This window comes from Klenkia terrae (assembly GCF_037083865.1).
Taxonomy (GTDB): Bacteria; Actinomycetota; Actinomycetes; order Mycobacteriales; family Geodermatophilaceae; genus Klenkia; species Klenkia terrae.
Window position 1 is genome coordinate 135,533 of sequence record NZ_JBAPLV010000011.1, and the last position, 14,702, is coordinate 150,234.

General features: G+C 75.8%; 17 protein-coding genes. 4 read left to right on the forward strand and 13 right to left on the reverse strand.

What is annotated here, in order from left to right; genetic code table 11:
- Window positions 1-3: 3 nt before the first annotated feature.
- The 4 genes from UXQ13_RS11860 to UXQ13_RS11875 all read right to left on the reverse strand — a co-directional run bounded on the left by UXQ13_RS11860 (window position 4) and on the right by UXQ13_RS11875 (window position 3,260).
- A complete protein-coding gene (locus tag UXQ13_RS11860) occupies window positions 4-906 on the reverse strand; it encodes a matrixin family metalloprotease (protein WP_336392354.1) in 903 nt (300 codons plus the stop codon).
- A 73-nt stretch (window positions 907-979) separates the two neighbouring features.
- Window positions 980-1,513 (reverse strand): NUDIX hydrolase family protein, encoded by a 534-nt coding sequence (locus UXQ13_RS11865; RefSeq protein ID WP_336392355.1) that lies wholly within the window; start codon window positions 1,511-1,513, stop codon window positions 980-982.
- 29 nt (window positions 1,514-1,542) lie between these two features.
- On the reverse strand, window positions 1,543-2,247 hold the full coding sequence (locus UXQ13_RS11870; RefSeq protein ID WP_336392356.1) for a zinc metalloprotease: 705 nt from the start codon (window positions 2,245-2,247) through the stop codon (window positions 1,543-1,545).
- An 89-nt stretch (window positions 2,248-2,336) separates the two neighbouring features.
- On the reverse strand, window positions 2,337-3,260 hold the full coding sequence (locus UXQ13_RS11875; RefSeq protein WP_336392357.1) for an HNH endonuclease family protein: 924 nt from the start codon (window positions 3,258-3,260) through the stop codon (window positions 2,337-2,339).
- A 75-nt stretch (window positions 3,261-3,335) separates the two neighbouring features.
- On the opposite strand from UXQ13_RS11875, the gene UXQ13_RS11880 reads away from it, so the two are divergent.
- The 3 genes from UXQ13_RS11880 to UXQ13_RS11890 are packed head-to-tail and all read left to right on the forward strand — an operon-like array spanning window position 3,336 to window position 5,098.
- Window positions 3,336-3,827: an acyl-CoA thioesterase gene (locus UXQ13_RS11880; protein WP_225235141.1), complete on the forward strand. Its 492-nt coding sequence runs from the start codon at window positions 3,336-3,338 to the stop codon at window positions 3,825-3,827.
- 24 nt (window positions 3,828-3,851) lie between these two features.
- Window positions 3,852-4,625 carry a thioesterase family protein gene (locus tag UXQ13_RS11885; RefSeq protein ID WP_336392358.1) on the forward strand — a complete coding sequence of 258 codons (774 nt, stop codon included), beginning with the start codon at window positions 3,852-3,854 and terminating at the stop codon, window positions 4,623-4,625.
- A 38-nt stretch (window positions 4,626-4,663) separates the two neighbouring features.
- The gene (locus UXQ13_RS11890; RefSeq protein ID WP_225235139.1) at window positions 4,664-5,098 is read left to right on the forward strand and encodes a hypothetical protein; all 435 of its coding nucleotides are present in this window, start codon (window positions 4,664-4,666) and stop codon (window positions 5,096-5,098) included.
- 7 nt (window positions 5,099-5,105) lie between these two features.
- Here UXQ13_RS11890 and UXQ13_RS11895 read toward each other — a convergent pair whose 3' ends face one another.
- Window positions 5,106-5,492 (reverse strand): VOC family protein, encoded by a 387-nt coding sequence (locus tag UXQ13_RS11895; RefSeq protein WP_336392359.1) that lies wholly within the window; start codon window positions 5,490-5,492, stop codon window positions 5,106-5,108.
- Window positions 5,493-5,558: 66 nt separating this feature from the next.
- A complete protein-coding gene (locus UXQ13_RS11900; RefSeq protein ID WP_336392360.1) occupies window positions 5,559-7,085 on the reverse strand; it encodes a class I adenylate-forming enzyme family protein in 1,527 nt (508 codons plus the stop codon).
- 49 nt (window positions 7,086-7,134) lie between these two features.
- Here UXQ13_RS11900 and UXQ13_RS11905 point away from each other — a divergent pair, with 49 nt between their 5' ends.
- Window positions 7,135-7,587 carry a cupin domain-containing protein gene (locus UXQ13_RS11905; RefSeq protein ID WP_336392361.1) on the forward strand — a complete coding sequence of 151 codons (453 nt, stop codon included), beginning with the start codon at window positions 7,135-7,137 and terminating at the stop codon, window positions 7,585-7,587.
- Window positions 7,588-7,591: 4 nt separating this feature from the next.
- Here the strand turns inward: UXQ13_RS11905 and UXQ13_RS11910 are convergent, their stop codons facing one another.
- From UXQ13_RS11910 to UXQ13_RS11940, 7 genes are read right to left on the reverse strand one after another with little or no spacing between them, the layout of a single operon-like run.
- A complete protein-coding gene (locus tag UXQ13_RS11910; RefSeq protein ID WP_225235135.1) occupies window positions 7,592-8,839 on the reverse strand; it encodes an alpha-amylase family glycosyl hydrolase in 1,248 nt (415 codons plus the stop codon).
- Between the two features lie 2 nt (window positions 8,840-8,841).
- Window positions 8,842-9,855: an acyl-CoA dehydrogenase family protein gene (locus tag UXQ13_RS11915; protein ID WP_225235134.1), complete on the reverse strand. Its 1,014-nt coding sequence runs from the start codon at window positions 9,853-9,855 to the stop codon at window positions 8,842-8,844.
- On the reverse strand, window positions 9,852-11,003 hold the full coding sequence (locus UXQ13_RS11920) for an acyl-CoA dehydrogenase family protein (protein WP_225235133.1): 1,152 nt from the start codon (window positions 11,001-11,003) through the stop codon (window positions 9,852-9,854). The genes UXQ13_RS11915 and UXQ13_RS11920 overlap by 4 nt, the downstream gene beginning before the upstream one ends.
- A gap of 18 nt (window positions 11,004-11,021) precedes the next feature.
- On the reverse strand, window positions 11,022-12,335 hold the full coding sequence (locus UXQ13_RS11925) for a cytochrome P450 (RefSeq protein ID WP_225235132.1): 1,314 nt from the start codon (window positions 12,333-12,335) through the stop codon (window positions 11,022-11,024).
- A 45-nt stretch (window positions 12,336-12,380) separates the two neighbouring features.
- Complete coding sequence (locus tag UXQ13_RS11930) at window positions 12,381-13,904, reverse strand: acetolactate synthase large subunit (RefSeq protein ID WP_336392362.1); 1,524 nt, start codon at window positions 13,902-13,904, stop codon at window positions 12,381-12,383.
- Window positions 13,905-13,937: 33 nt separating this feature from the next.
- Window positions 13,938-14,243 carry a DUF202 domain-containing protein gene (locus UXQ13_RS11935; protein WP_336392363.1) on the reverse strand — a complete coding sequence of 102 codons (306 nt, stop codon included), beginning with the start codon at window positions 14,241-14,243 and terminating at the stop codon, window positions 13,938-13,940.
- A complete protein-coding gene (locus UXQ13_RS11940; protein WP_336392364.1) occupies window positions 14,240-14,599 on the reverse strand; it encodes a YidH family protein in 360 nt (119 codons plus the stop codon). The genes UXQ13_RS11935 and UXQ13_RS11940 overlap by 4 nt, the downstream gene beginning before the upstream one ends.
- Between the last annotated feature and the right edge of the window lie 103 nt (window positions 14,600-14,702).

A 14,702-nucleotide genomic window follows, 5' to 3' on the forward strand; every position in this document is an offset into this window, starting at 1 on the left:
CCGCTACAGCTCCGGGATGCACGCCCCGGCGCCCAGGCGGGCCAGGCCGGCCAGGTCGCCGTCGGCGAAGTCCAGGACGTCGCCGCTGGTGGTCGAGGCCATCAGCTGCTCCTCGTCCCACACGTGCGCCAGCCCGACGACGTGGCCCAGCTCGTGCAGCAGGATCGCGCGGGCCAGGGCCTCGTCGCCGTCGGCCAGCAGGGTCGCGTACTCGGGGCCGTCGAGGGTGACGCTGCCGGTGACGTAGGCGACCGGTCCGCCGTCCGGGCCGGCCGAGGCGCTGCCGCCCAGGCCCGCGACGTCCCCGGCCAGGCCGGGCTCCTGCTCGGGGGTGCGCCAGCCGACCACCACCGGCGCCCAGCGGTCGCCGTAGCGGTCGGGCTGGTAGGCCGCGCGGCCGCCGCCGGGCACCTCGTCGGTGGGTCCGTCGTAGCGGAACTGCAGGCCGGTCACCGCGGTCATCCGGGCCAGCGCGTCGACCAGCATCGCCTCGGCGCCCTCGGGCGCGCCGTCGGTGCTCAGCACCACCGCGACCGGCCGGCACGGGTCGTAGGCCACCGGGGTCACGCCGTCGGCCTGCTCGGCCACGAAGGCGTACACGTCGCTGTCCGGGGCGGTCGGCGGGGTGCCCAGCGGCTCGTCGGACTCCTCGCCGCCCGGGGTGGGCACCGTGCGCGGGGCCTCCACCGGGGCCACCGAGGGCGCGGTGACCAGCGGGAGGGACGGCGTGCGGCCGCTGCCCAGGTACCAGCCCGCCGCGGCCACGACCAGCACGAGGACGACGGTCAGCAGTCCCGGCCACGCGCGCCGGCGACGCGGCGGGAGAACCGGGGGCAGCACCGGCGGGCCCCACTGCGGCACGGGGTACCGCTGGGTGGGGGCCTCGTCGGGGTGGGGCTCGCTCATCGCCGTCCAGTGTCCGGTGCGGCACCGACGGTGTCCCGCGCCGCGCCGGTCCGGCCCCCCGGAGGGGGCAGGGTCAGACCCCCAGGTGGGCGAGGGCCTGGACCACCAGGGCGCTCTGCCCGTTGGCCAGCTCGGCGAGGACGCCGGGCTCGCGGGCCTCGTCCGGGGTGAACCAGGTGAGCTCCAGCGCGTCCTGCTGGGGCTCGCAGTCGCCCTCGACCGGCACCACGTAGGCCAGCGACACCGCGTGCTGGCGCGGGTCGTGAAACGGGGTGACGCCGGGGGTCGGGAAGTACTCGGCGATGGTGAACGGCTGCGGGGCCGGCGGGACCCGGGGCAGGGCGAGCGGGCCGAGGTCCTTCTCCAGGTGCCGGAGCAGCGCCGCGCGGACCCGCTCGTGGTAGAGCACCCGGCCCGACACCAGGGCCCGCTTGATCTGCCCGTCGCTGCCGACCCGCAGCAGCAGGCCGACCTTGGTCACCGTGCCGTGCTCGTCGACCCGGACCGGGACGGCGTCCACGTAGAGGATCGGCAGCCGCTCGCGGGCGGCGTCCATCTCCTCGCCGGAGAGCCAGCCGGAGTCGGACAGGGTGGTCGCCTCGGTCATGTGCACTGTCTATCCGACCGCGCTCCCGGTCAGCTGCAGCGGGGTCCGGCGAGCGGGCCGAGCCGGGCAAGCCCCTCCAGGTCGCCCTGCTGGTACTCCCGCCCGAGGGACCCACCGGCGTCCATCAGCTGGCTGGGGTCCTCGACGTGGTCCAGGCCGACGAGGTGGCCCAGCTCGTGCAGCAGCACCCCGCGGGCCCGCGTCGGGCTCGCGTCGGCGAACCATCCGGCGTCCAGCACGATCTGCCCGCGGCCGTAGACCTGGCCGCCGGACCGGCCGCCGACCACCATCGGCCGGGCCCACCCGATGGCCTCGCCGGCGGCGAACAGCTCGTCCTGCGCGGTCGGCACCCAGGACACCAGCACCTCGGCACCGCCGGGCAGCGGGTCGGTCGCGCCGTCCTGGTCCGGGCTCAGCTGGGTGGACCCCAGCGCGGTGAAGGTCAGCCCGGTGGCCTCCTCGACCGTCGCGACGGCGTCGGTGACCAGGGCCAGCGCGCCGTCCGGGGCGTCGGTCCAGTCCACGACGTAGCCGACCGGGCTGCAGGGGTCCCAGGTCACCGGCGTGCCGTCGGCGGCCTGGACCAGGAAGGCGTGGTCGCCGGCCGCACGGGCCCGCGTCGGGTCGGCGACCTGGGCGACCAGCAGCCCGGCGAACAGCGGGATCTCGACCGCGACCAGCAGCAGGGCGGCGAAGCGGATCCGCGAACGGCGGCGGCGTGGGGTGGAGGGCACCTGCCGTGTCTAGGTGACCCGGCGGCCCTCCGGGCGCCGTGGTGACGCAGCGTCACCCCGTCGGCGGTCCCGGATCACCCGGTCGGGCGTCACCCCGCGACGGGCAGGGGCTCCTGCGGACACTGCGTGAGCACCGTGGCCATCGCGGCGTGCTCGGCGGCCGTCGTCCACAGGCCGTAGGTGAGCTTGACCGCGACCTGGCGGGCGACGTAGGCGCAGCGGTAGGCCTGGTTGGGCGGCAACCAGGTCGCGGTGTCGCCGTCCCCCTTCTGCTGGTTGAGCGGTCCGTCGACGGCCAGCAGGTTGAGCGGGTCGTTGGCGAAGGCCACCCGGGTGGCCTCGTCCCACTGCTGGGCGCCGGTCTGCCAGCTGTTGGACAGCGCGACGACGTGGTCGATCTGCACCTGCTCGCTGGTGCCCTGCCCGCGCAGGAAGGAGATCGTGGTGCCCGAGTACGGGTCGACGAGGACGCCGCTGGTGACCACGCAGTCCTGGGTGCCGGGCCGGAACTGCTCGGCGGTGAGGTCGCGGGCCAGCACGTCGTTGCGGGTGTCGCACCCGTTGCGGTCGGTGTCCACCCAGCCGCTGCCGTACCGGTCGCGCTCGTAGCCGGTCTGCGGCGCCCGGCCGCGGACCGGCAGCCCGGCCAGGGCGGCCAGCGCGGTGCCCGGGTCGGCCCCGGCGACGGCGGTCGCGGCGGCGTCCTCGCCGAGCAGGCCGGTGTCCGGGTCGAGGGTGACCGGTGCCTGGGTGACCGGTTCCGGGGTCGTCGGGGCCGGGGTCGTCGGGACCTGCGTCGTCGGGGACGGCAGTGCGCTGGACGTCGCCGGGGCGGTGGCGGCGGTCGGGGTCGGCGCCGGGCCCGGGTCGGCGCCGAGCGTGCCCACCCCCACGCCGAGCAGGACGGCGACCGCGGCGACGACCGCCAGCAGGGTCCGCCGCCCGCCGCGGGACAGGCCGCGGCGGGTTCCGGGCAGCCGGGTCGAGGTCACCTTCAGCGGGTCGCGGCTCATCGCCGTTAAGGGTGCTGGGCGGGTCGGCGGCCGACGGGGTCCGACACGCCCCGGGTTCTGCCAGGATCTGCCGGCATGACCGGGGAAGACGACCTGCACCGCCTGTCCATGACCGTGCTGATGACCCCGGACATGAGCAACTTCTCCGGCAACGTGCACGGCGGCCAGCTGCTCAAGCTGCTGGACCAGGTGGCCTACACCTGCGCCAGCCGCTACAGCCGCACCTACGCGGTGACCCTGAGCGTGGACCAGGTGGTGTTCCGCGAGGCCGTCCACGTCGGCGAGCTGGTGACCTTCCGGGCCAGCGTGAACTACACCGGCCGGACGTCGATGGAGATCGGCATCCAGGTCACCACCGAGGACCTGCGGGCCGGGATCGTCCGGCACACCAACAGCTGCTACTTCACGATGGTCGCGCTGGGCGCCGACCGCCGCCCGGTCGCCGTCCCGCCGCTGGAGGTGGTCACCGAGGACCAGCGGCGCCGGCACGCCGCGGCGGTGTCCCGGCGGGAGCTGCGCCGGGAGATCGAGGCCCGCACGCAGGAGATCCGGACGGCGGTGCCCTGACCGGGCTGCTCTAGCGTCGGCCCCGTGGACGAGATCGCCGAGGCCTTCTACCTGCCGCTGGGCGAGGGCCGGTTCACCCCGACCCGCGCGACCGAGAGCCCGTGGGACGTCGGGGCGCAGCACGGCGGCCCGCCGTCGGCCCTGCTCGCGCACCTGGCCGCGGCCGCCGGCGACCAGCAGCCGGCGCGGGTGTCGATGGACTTCTTCGGCGCGATCCCCCGCCAGGAGCTGACCGTCGAGGTGTCGCCGGTCCGCCCGGGCCGCCGGATCGACCTGACCGAGGCGGTGATGACCGTCGGCGGCCGGACCGTCGCCGTGGCCCGGGTGTGGTCCCTGGCCCCGGGGCCGACGCCGCCGGTGGTGACCCCGGCCGTCGTCCCGCCGCCGGTCCCCGCGGAGGGCACCGTCGTGTTCCCGGGGCTGCCGGACTTCGGCTACCAGGAGGCCCTGGACTGGCGGTACACGGCCGGGTCCCCCGAGCAGCTCGGCGCGGCGGACGTCTGGACCCGGGTGCGCATCCCGCTGGTCGCCGGTCAGGAGCTCACCGGCACCGACCGCACGCTGATCGCCGCCGACGCGGCCAACGGCATCTCCGTGGAGCTGCCGCTGGAGCGCTGGCTGTCCATCCCGCCCGGGATGACCTGCCACCTGACCCGGGAGGCCGAGGGCGAGTGGGTGCACCTGTCCTGCGCGACCCGGATCGGCGGCAACGGCCTGGGCCTGTGCACCGGCACGATCTCCGACGCCGCCGGGGTCTACGGCGAGGTCAGCCAGCCGCTGCTGGTGCGCGAGCGCTGATCCGGTTCCCCCTGGTCGCGACCGGGTAGCGCCCCGCCATGACCTCCAGCAGCCCGGACCGCCAGGACGAAGCCCCCAGCCGCAGCCAGCGGCACGCCCGCAGCCGAGCGGTGTCCGCGACCCTGGGCGGCCTGGGTCTGGGGATGCTGCTGGCGCCGGCCTGGACCGTGCGGCACCTGGCCCCCGGCGCCCGGGCGCCGCGCAGCTGGCTGGTCCGGGTGCTCGGCGTCCGGACGGTGGTGCAGAGCGCGGTCCTGCTGGCCAACCCCACCCGGCAGGCGATGCAGGCCGGTGCCGCGATGGACGCCCTGCACCTGGCCAGCATGGCGCCCGCCGCGCTGATCTGGCCGAGCTACCGGCAGGCCGCCGGGGTCAGCGCCGCCGTCTCCGGGGTCGCGCTCGCGCTGCAGCTCGCCGTCGCCCCGCAGGCCGAGGACGCCGTCCGGATCCCCGGCGACGTCCCTCCCCGCTGACCCGGGCTCACTCCGCCAGCGGCGCGGCGATCTCCCAGAGGTGTCCGGACGGGTCGGCGAAGGCCGCCGTCCGGACGCCCCACGGCCGGTCCTGCGGACCGTTGCGCAGCGCGATGCCGAGGTCGGCCAGCTCCGCGCAGACGGCGTCGACGTCGGCCACCCCGACGGTGAGCACGAACCGGTGCGGCCCGGCGTCGGCGACGGTGCCCGGCTCCACCAGCTCGACCGCCCGGTCGGCCTGCAGCAGGTTCACCACCGTGTTGCCGATGGAGAACGCGGTGGACACGTCGTCGGTGAACAGCTCCCGGCCGTCGAACACGGCGGCGTAGAACGCGCGGGCAGCGGTCAGGTCGTCCACGAACAGGGTGATGGCCTGCAGGTCGCGCAGCGGCACGGTGCCTCCTCGGTAGGGGTGTCGGGGAGGAGACCGACGGACCGGCCCGGACTCATCGGCGCGGACTCATCGGCGCGGGACGGGCGTCCAGTCCGTCGCCGTCCGCAGCGGGCCCTTGAGCACCTTGCCGCCGGCGTTGCGCGGCAGCGGCCCGTCCAGCACCCGGACGTACTGCGGCACCTTGTAGTCGGCCAGCCGCTCGCGGGCGAACGCGGCCAGGTCGGCCACGGCCAGCGTGGTGCCCGGCCGGGTGAGGACGACGGCGCCCACCTTCTCCCCCATCACGTCGTCGGGCACGCCGACCACGGCCACCTCGAGGACGTCGGGGTGCTCGGCCAGGACGTTCTCCACCTCGACGGAGTACACGTTCTCCCCGCCGCGGTTGATCATGTCCTTGGCCCGGTCGACGATCCGGACCAGGCCCTCGCCGTCGACCGTGGCCAGGTCACCGGTGTGCAGCCAGCCGTCGACGAAGGTCTCGGCGGTGCGGGCGGCGTCCCCCCAGTAGCCGACGGCGACGTTCGGCCCGCGGACCAGCAGCTCGCCGATCCCGCTGTCGAGGTCGGGCCGGTCGACCGCGACGTCGACCACCGGGGCCGGGAAGCCCACCGAGTCGGCGTGCGCGTCGGTCCAGGCGTCGGGCAGGAAGGTGGCCAGCGCACTGGTCTCGGACAGCCCGAACCCGTTGCCCAGCCGGACGCCGGGGAAGGCCACCCGCAGCCGGTGCACCAGCTCGGGGGCCATCGGGGCGCCGCCGTAGGACAGGGCCCGCACGCTGGACAGGTCGGTGGTCGCCAGGTCCGGGTGCCGCAGCACCAGCTCGTAGATCGTCGGCACGCTCGTGAGCAGGGTGACCCGGTGCTCGGCGACGGCCGCCAGGAACGCCGCGGGCGAGAACTTGGGCATGAGCACCGTGGTGCCGCCCATCAGCACCTGCGTGATCATCTGCGAGCAGCAGCCGGTGACGTGGAACAGCGGCACCGAGATCAGCGAGACGTTGCTCTGCTCGACGTCCAGCTCGCGGCAGCGCTGCACGTTCTCCGCCGAGCTGACCAGGCACTCCTGGGTGAGCATCGCGCCCTTGGGCCGGCCGGTGGTGCCCGAGGTGTAGAACAGCGCGGCCACGTCGCCCGGTGCCGGGTCGGCCGGCTCGACCGGGTCGCCGTCGGGCAGGTCGACGGAGTCCACGACGACGGCGGCGCCGGAGTCCTGCAGCACGAACGCAGTCTCGGCCGGGGCCAGCCGGGTGTTCAGCGGGACGACGACGGCGCCGGCCAGCTGGGCGCCCCAGAACCCGAGCATCCAGGCCAACCCGTTCGGCAGCCCGACGGCGACCCGGTCGCCCGGTCCCACCCCCGCGGCGCGCAGGCCGCCGGCCACCCGCAGCGCCCGGTCCCACAGCTCGCGGTAGGTGGCGGTGCCCCCGCCCAGCTCGACGACGGCGGTGCGGTCGGGGTGCGCGGCGACGGTGTCGGCGAACCCGCGGACCACGTTGGGCAGCAGGCCCTCGTACCGGGCGATGCCGTCCGCGCCGCGCTGGATGCCCGTGCTGTCGAAGACCACCGTTGCATCCTGCACCTGTCGGCTGGGCACGGCCCGCAGGGTCTGGACCGTCCGGCACGCGGGCCCTACGGTCGGCGGGGTGTCCGTCGTCCCACCAGCCCGACCGAGCCGGGCAGAAGCCGAGGCGGTCCCCCGGCCGGGCCGCGGCTACCTGCTCGGGGCCGACGAGGGCGTGCCCGGTCGCGGCCCCGAGGTGAAGGCCTCCAACGAGTCGACCGGCGGCAGCCTGGCCGTCTACCGGAGCGTCCTGGACGGTGCCGGTCCGCCGCCGCACCAGCACCGCCTGGAGGACGAGACGATCATCGTGCTCGAGGGCACCGTCGAGGCCGAGTGCGGGGACGACGTCTTCCGCGGGGACGCCGCGAGCACGATCTTCCTGCCCCGCGGGCTGACCCACACGTTCCGGTCCGTCGACGGGCCGGCCACGTTCCTCTTCGTCGTCACCCCCGGCCACCTGGACGAGATGTTCCGGGCGCGGGAGGCGGGCGGCAGCCGGGAGGAGATGATCGACCTCGTGCGTCGGTTCTTCTGACGCCTCACCCCGCGGCCAGCACCGCCCAGCCGTGGGCCGGCAGCTCCAAGCCCGCGCCCCGCGGCGTACCGGACCCGGCCAGCAGCTCCCCTGCCGCCGGGACCGTGGCGGCCTCGCCGGCCACGTTCAGCGCCACCAGCAGCGCCTCGCCGTCGGCCGCCGTCCGGTAGACCAGCTGCTCGTTGGTCAGGTGCAGCTGCTCGGTGCGGGCCCGGTGCAGCCAGCGGTGCCGGCGGCGCAGCCCGACCAGCTCCTGGTGCAGGGCGAACACCGGCCCGCCCTCGACGGCGAGCGGGTCGGCGGGGAACTCGGGCCGGATGGCGTCGTCCCCGCCGGCGCGGTGCTCCTTGATGCCGTGCCAGCCGAACTCGTCGCCGGACCAGACGGCCGGCGTCCCGCCGACGGTCGCCCAGAGCACCAGGGCGTGCGGCAGCCGGTCCTCCCCCACCTGGTCGACGATCCGGGTGACGTCGTGGTTGCCGACGAAGGTCCACGGCACGAAGGCGTCGAGGAACCCGTCGTGCCGCTGCAGCGCGTGCGCGGTCTCGAACAGGTTGCCCTCGGCCAGGCCGTGCCAGATGCCCTGCCACAGCTCGTACTGGGTGACCGCGTCCATGCCCGAGGCCGCCACGACCCCGGCGTAGTCGCCGTGGATGACCTCGCCGACGACGTAGACGTCGGGGAAGCGCTCGCGCACGGCGGGGAGCACATGCGCCCAGAACTCCGGCGGGACGGCGTAGGCGGCGTCCAGCCGCCAGCCGTCGACCCCGCGCTCCAGCCAGTGGCACATCACCTCCACGACGAGCTGCACCACGTCGGGCTGGGTGTGGTCGAGCTCCACCAGCGCGCCGTGGCCCTCGAAGACCGCGGGCTGGTCGCCGTCCCACCGGAACCAGTGCCGGCGGGCCGGGTCGGCGAACGCGGGGTGGTCGCGGCCGACGTGGTTGAACACGCCGTCCAGCAGCACCCGCACGCCCTTGTCGTGGGCGGCAGCCACCAGCTCGTCGAAGTCCTGCTCGTCGCCCAGCCGGGGGTCGATCCGCAGGTGGTCGACGGTGTCGTAGCCGTGCGTGCTGCTGGCGAACACCGGCCCGAGCGCCAGGCCGTTGCAGCCCAGGGACACCAGGTGGTCCAGCCACCCGCTGATCCGCGGCAGCCGGTGGGTGACCGTCTCCACGGCCTCCCGCTCGGCGCCGACGAACCCCAGCGGGTGCACCTGCCACCAGATCGCGTCCTGCACCCAGTCGGGCACGCTCACACCAGCCCGGTGAGGACCGGCCACGGGTCCTCACCGGCGACGGCGGCGCCCAGCACGCGCGCCCAGGTCAGCTCGTTGCCCGCCTCGTCCCGCCAGGACCACATCCGCTTGGTCAGGTGGTGCAACCGGTGCTCCTGGGTGAAGCCGATCGCGCCGTGCACCTGGTGGGCCTGCCGGGCGACGACGTCCACCGCCGCACCCGCGCGCACCTTGGCCGCCGCGGCGGCGAGCTCGACCGGCTCGCCGCGGTCCAACCGCTGCACGGCCGCGTCGACCAGCGCGGTGACCGCGGTGACCTCGCCGGCCATCTGCGCCAGCTGCATCTGGATGCCCTGGAACTTCGCCAGCGGGCGGCCGAACTGCACGCGCTCACCGGCGTACTGCACGGTCCAGGCCAGCACCGTCTCCGCCGCCGCGGACAGCTGCACCGCCCGGGCGAGGGCGTATCGGGCGCGCAGGTCGGCCGGCAGCGGGCCGACCTGGGCGGGGACCCCGTCGAGGACGTAGGAGCCGCGCGGCTCGCCGGCCAGGTTGGCGGCGTGCGTCGCCTCCAGGCCGGACACGTCGACCAGCGCCAGGACGTCGCCGTCCGGACCCGCGGCGACCACGGCCAGCCAGTGCACGACCCCGGCCCAGGCGACGTCGGTCGCCGTCCCGGTGAGCCGGCCGTCCTCGACCCGGACCGCCCCGGCCACCGACACCGACAGCGGCTGGTCGACCGGCGGCAGCTCGAGCCCGGCCGCCAGGACGGCGGGGGCGGCCACCAGCAGCTGCTCGGCCACCGGCACCGCCCCGGCACCCGCGGCCAGCGTGGCGACGACGGCGACCGCGTCGGCCAGCTCGCCGCCCGAGCCACCGGCCTCCTCGGGCAGCCCGACGCCGGTCAGCCCGGCCTCGGCCAGGTCGGCCCACAGCTCGGCGTCCCACCGGCGGTCGGGGGTCAGCTGGGTCGGCTCGTGCCCGGCCAGGATCTCCCGGACGGTGGAGACGACGAGGTCCTGGTCGCTCATCGCAGACCCAGCCCGCGCGCCACGATCCCGCGGAGGATCTCGTTGGTGCCCCCGCGCAGCGTGTAGCCCGGCGCGTGCAGCTGCGCCTCGGCCAGCGCCCGCCCCAGCGGGTCCGGTGAGTCCAGCGAGGCGGGCACGTCCACCACCTCGCGGATCGCCTCGACGACGTCGGCCTCGAACGTCGTCCCCACGTCCTTGACCAGCGCGGCCGGGATGTCGGGCAGCTCGCCGCGGTCCAGGGCGGCCGCGATCCGCAGGGACAGCTGGCGCAGCGCCAGCAGCCGGGCGCTCAGCCGGCCCAGGGTGGCCAGCTCGGCCGGCGACGACGCCCGGCGGGCGAACTCGGCGACCAGCGGGAAGGTGGACAGGAAGCGCTCGGGACCGCTGCGCTCGAAGGCCAGCTCCGCGGTCACCTGGTGCCAGCCGGCCCCCTCCTCGCCCAGCAGCATGTCGCCGGGGATGACCACGTCGTCGAACACGACCTCGTTGAAGTGGTGCCCGCCGTCCAGGATGCGGATCGGGTTGATCGTGATGCCCGGTGTCGACAGGTCGACCAGCAGCTGGCTCATCCCGGCGTGCCGGTGCGCGGTGTCCAGCGGCGCGGTGCGGACCAGGGTGATCGCGTAGTGGCTGTGGTGGGCGTTCGACGTCCAGACCTTGGCGCCGTTGACCACCCAGTCGCCGTCGGCGTTGCGCACGGCCCTGGTGCGGATGGAGGCGAGGTCGGAGCCGCTGTCGGGCTCGCTCATGCCGATCACGAAGAAGCACTCGCCGGCGGCGATCCTGGGCAGGATGTCCTTGCGCTGGGCCTCGGTGCCGTAGCGCAGCAGGTTCGGCCCGGACTGCCGGTCGGCGATCCAGTGCGCGGCGACCGGCGCGCCGGCGGCCAGCAGCTCCTCGGTGACGGCGTAGCGCTCCATCGCGGTGCGCTCGTGCCCGCCGTACTCCTTCGGCCAGGTCATGCCCAGCCAGCCGCGCTCCCCGAGCTTGCGCGAGAAGTCCGGGTCCACGCCGGAAAGCCAGGTGTCCACGTGCGTCGTGAAGGACCCGGCCGCGAGCTCGGCGGCCAGGAACTCGCGGACCTCCAGGCGCACCGCCTCGGCGGCCTCGGAGGGTGGTGCGGGGGCGAGCGTCAGCGTCGACGGCATGCCGGCGATGGAAGCACCTCAGCGCACCGTGAGCAGCATCGGCCCCTTCGGCTTGGGGATCGGGATCGGGGAGATGACGACGCCGGCCCGCGGGTCGGCGGTGACCCGCCGGGTGGCCAGCAGCCGGGCGACGATCGCCTTGACCATCACCTCGGCGACGTGGTTGCCGATGCACAGGTGCGCCCCGCCGCCGAAGGGCACGAAGAGGTGGCTGTGCTGCTTGTGCTCCTCGCGGCCGGGGGCGAAGCGGTCGGGGTCGAAGGCGTCCGGGCGGGTCCACCAGTCCGGGTGCCGGTGCAGCGCCAGGCTGGACACGCTGACCCCGGTGCCGGCCGGCACGTGCACGCCGGCGATCTCCACGTCGGCCAGGGCGCGGCGCGGGGAGAACGGCACGGGCGGGCTCAGCCGCAGCGCCTCGGACATCGCCCGCGAAGTGTGCACCAGGTCGCCGTGGTCGGCCGGGGTGACCGGGGCGCCGTCCAGCGCACGGACCTCGGCGGCCACCCGGTCCTGCTCCTCGGGGTGCAGCGCCAGCTGCCAGAGCATGACCGCCAGCGTCGAGGTCGTGGTGTCGTGCGCGGCGAGCATCAGGAAGACCATGTGGTCGACGACGTCGTCCACCGGCAGCAGCTCGCCGTCCTCGGTGGTGGCGTGGGCGAGCCGGGACAGCAGGTCGGTGCGCGGCTCCGACTCCCGCCGCCGCGCGGCCACCAGGTCGCCGAACACCCGCACCAGCTCGGCCCGGCCGCGGATCCCGCGCCGCCAGGGCGTGCCCGGCAGCGGCACCCGCAGCGGGGTGATCGAGGCGGCCACGGCGTCGGCGAAGGCCCGGTTGACCCGCTCGGACTCCTCGCCGAGGGACACCCCGACGAACACCTCGGCGGCGATGTCCAGGGTCAGCCGCTTCATCAGCAGGTAGACGTCCACGTCGCCGTCGGGGAGCTCGCGCAGGTGCCGGTCGGTGACCTCGTGGATGGCCTCGACGTACCCGGTCAGCGCCGCCCGGCTGAACGCCTGCTGCATCACCCGGCGGTGCCGGTGGTGGTCGTCGAAGTCGCGCAGCATCAGCCCGTTGCGGAACAGCTCGCCGATCGTGTTCGACCAGCCCTGCTCGCTGGAGAGCACCTTGCCCGGGTCCAGGAAGACCTCGCGGGTGGCCTGCGGCGTCAGGAAGGTGATGCCCTCGCGGCCGAGCACCCGCATCCGGTAGACGTCGCCGTAGCGCAGCCGGTTGCGCTCGGTCAGCCCCCGGGCGTCCCGGACGAACATCAGCGTGTGGCCGACCAGCGGCCACCCCCGGTCACCGGGCACGTGCGCGAGCGGATCCACCACGGAGCACCTCCGAGCCGGCCGCGCCGTTGCGACCTGACCGCGACCCTAGGGCCGCGGGAGGACGGCGTCCACGAGGTGCGGCCCCGGTGCGGCGAACGCCCGGCGCAGCGCGTCGGCGAGCTCCGGGCCGGTGGTCACCCGCTCCCCCGGCACGCCCATGCCGGCGGCCAGCGCCACGAAGTCCAGCGACGGCGACCCCAGGTCCAGCAGCCGCCCGGCCCGCGCCCCGCCGGCCGCGGCGCCCACGTTCTCCAGCTCGCCGGCCAGGATCGCGTAGGCCCCGTTGTCGCAGACCAGCACCGTGACGTCGAGCTGCTCGCGGGCCATCGTCCACAGCGCCTGCAGCGTGTACATGGCCGAGCCGTCGGCCTGCACCGCGAGCACCGGCCGGTCCGGGCAGGCGACCGCCGCGCCGACCGCCATCGGCAGGCCGTCGCCGATGGCGCCGCCGGTCAGCGACAGCACGTCGTGCCGGGGCGCCCCGGCGGTCGCCGGGAAGAGGGCGAACCCGCTGGTCAGCGATTCGTCCACCAGCACCGCCCCGTCCGGCAGCACCGCCGCGACGACGGCGGCGAGCACCTGGGCGTCCAACGGCCGGTCCGGCACCGCCGGCACCGCGGCCGGGGCGAGCACCGGGGCACCGCCCACCTCGTCGGCCAGCGCGGTCAGCGCGGCCAGGGCGGACTCCCCCGGCTCGGTGAGCACGTCGACCCGGCAGCCCTCGGGCACGAAGGTGCCGGGCACGTCGGGGTAGGCGAAGAACGCGACCGGGGCCGGCGCGCCGACGAGCACCAGCTGCCAGACGCCGTCCAGCGCGGCCAGCGCCGGCCCCGGCGGGTACGGCAGCTTCGGGACGTCGGGCAACCCGGCACCGCGGGCCATCCGGGCCGGGAAGGTCTCGGCCATCAACCGCGCCCCGGTGCCGGCGGCGACGCGCGCCGCGGCGAGCAGGGCGTCGGCGGTCAGCGCATCCCCGCCCAGGAACAGCACGGTGTCGCCGTCCAGCGTGCCGGCCAGGGCGGTCGGGTCCGGCACGTGCGGCCGGGCCCGCGGCCGGGGCGCCACCCCGGGCGAGGCGCCGGTGGACCAGGAGACGTCGGCCGGCAGCACCAGGGTGGCGACCTGCCCCCGGCCCGCGGCGGCGACCGCGTCGGCGACGTCGTCCCCGACGGTGCCCGGGGTGAGCGACCGGCGCACCCAGCCGACGGCACCGGCGAGGGCGTCCAGGTCGGACTCCAGCGGGGCGTCCCGCCGCTTGTGCGCCAGCGCGTGGTCGCCCACCACGACCACCAGCGGGGCCCGGCCGCGGCGGGCGTTGTGCAGGTTGGCCCAGCCGTTGCCGAACCCCGGCCCCAGGTGCAGCAGCGTGGCCGCGGGCCGGCCGGCCATCCGGGCGTAGCCGTCGGCCGCGCCGGTGGCCACGCCCTCGAAGAGGGTCAGCACCGCCCGCATGTCCGGGACGTCGTCCAGCGCGGCGACGAAGTGCATCTCCGACGTGCCCGGGTTGGCGAAGCACACGTCGACCCCGGCGTCGACGAGCGTGCGGATGACTGCCTGGGCACCGTTCACCACCGCACCCTGGCACCCCGGCGGGTCCGCCGCTCAGCCGCCGGCGGGCACGACGAGCACCGTCGCCAGGCAGAGCACGGCGACCAGCACGCCCAGCACCGCCGGCGCGCGGTCTCCGGGCCGCCGACCGGCCACCAGCGCCCGGCTGCGCACCTGCCCGAGGACGACGGCGAGCCAGGCCACGGCGAACGCGGCCACGACCAGCACCCGGTCGAGCACCGACGCCTCGCCGGTCAGCGTGCGCAGCAGCAGGAGCGAGCCGTTGGTCGCCGCGGCCAGCCCGGTCCGGGTCCAGGCCAGCGACGTCCGCTCGGCCGGCAGGGTGGGTCCCGAGGTCACCCGCCGGCCACCAGCAGCACGCAGACCCCCACCGCGACCACGGCCAACCCGACCGCCAGCACGACGACCGTCCGCGCCACCGGCAGCGCCTGGCCGCGGCGCATGGCGCGCTGCACCTGCCGCCAGCGGACCAGCCCGGCGACCGCGGCGACGACGCTCAGCACGCCGAGCCCGACGCCCAGCGCGGTCCGGACGCCGTCGGCCCCCAGCTGCGGCACGAACTGGTCCAGGGCGACGCCGGCGGCCAGCAGGGACAGCGCGGTCCGCAGCCAGGCGAGGAACGTGCGCTCGTTGGCCAGCGTGAACCGGTAGTCCGGCTCGGACTCCTCGGGGACCTCCGCCGTCTGTCGCTGCACCCGCCTAGTCTGGCGGGAGCAACGTTCGACGACTCGAGGATGTCCCCACCGTGACGATCGCCCCCGCTCCGATCGTGAGCCGTCCCAGTCCGGTGCACGTGGC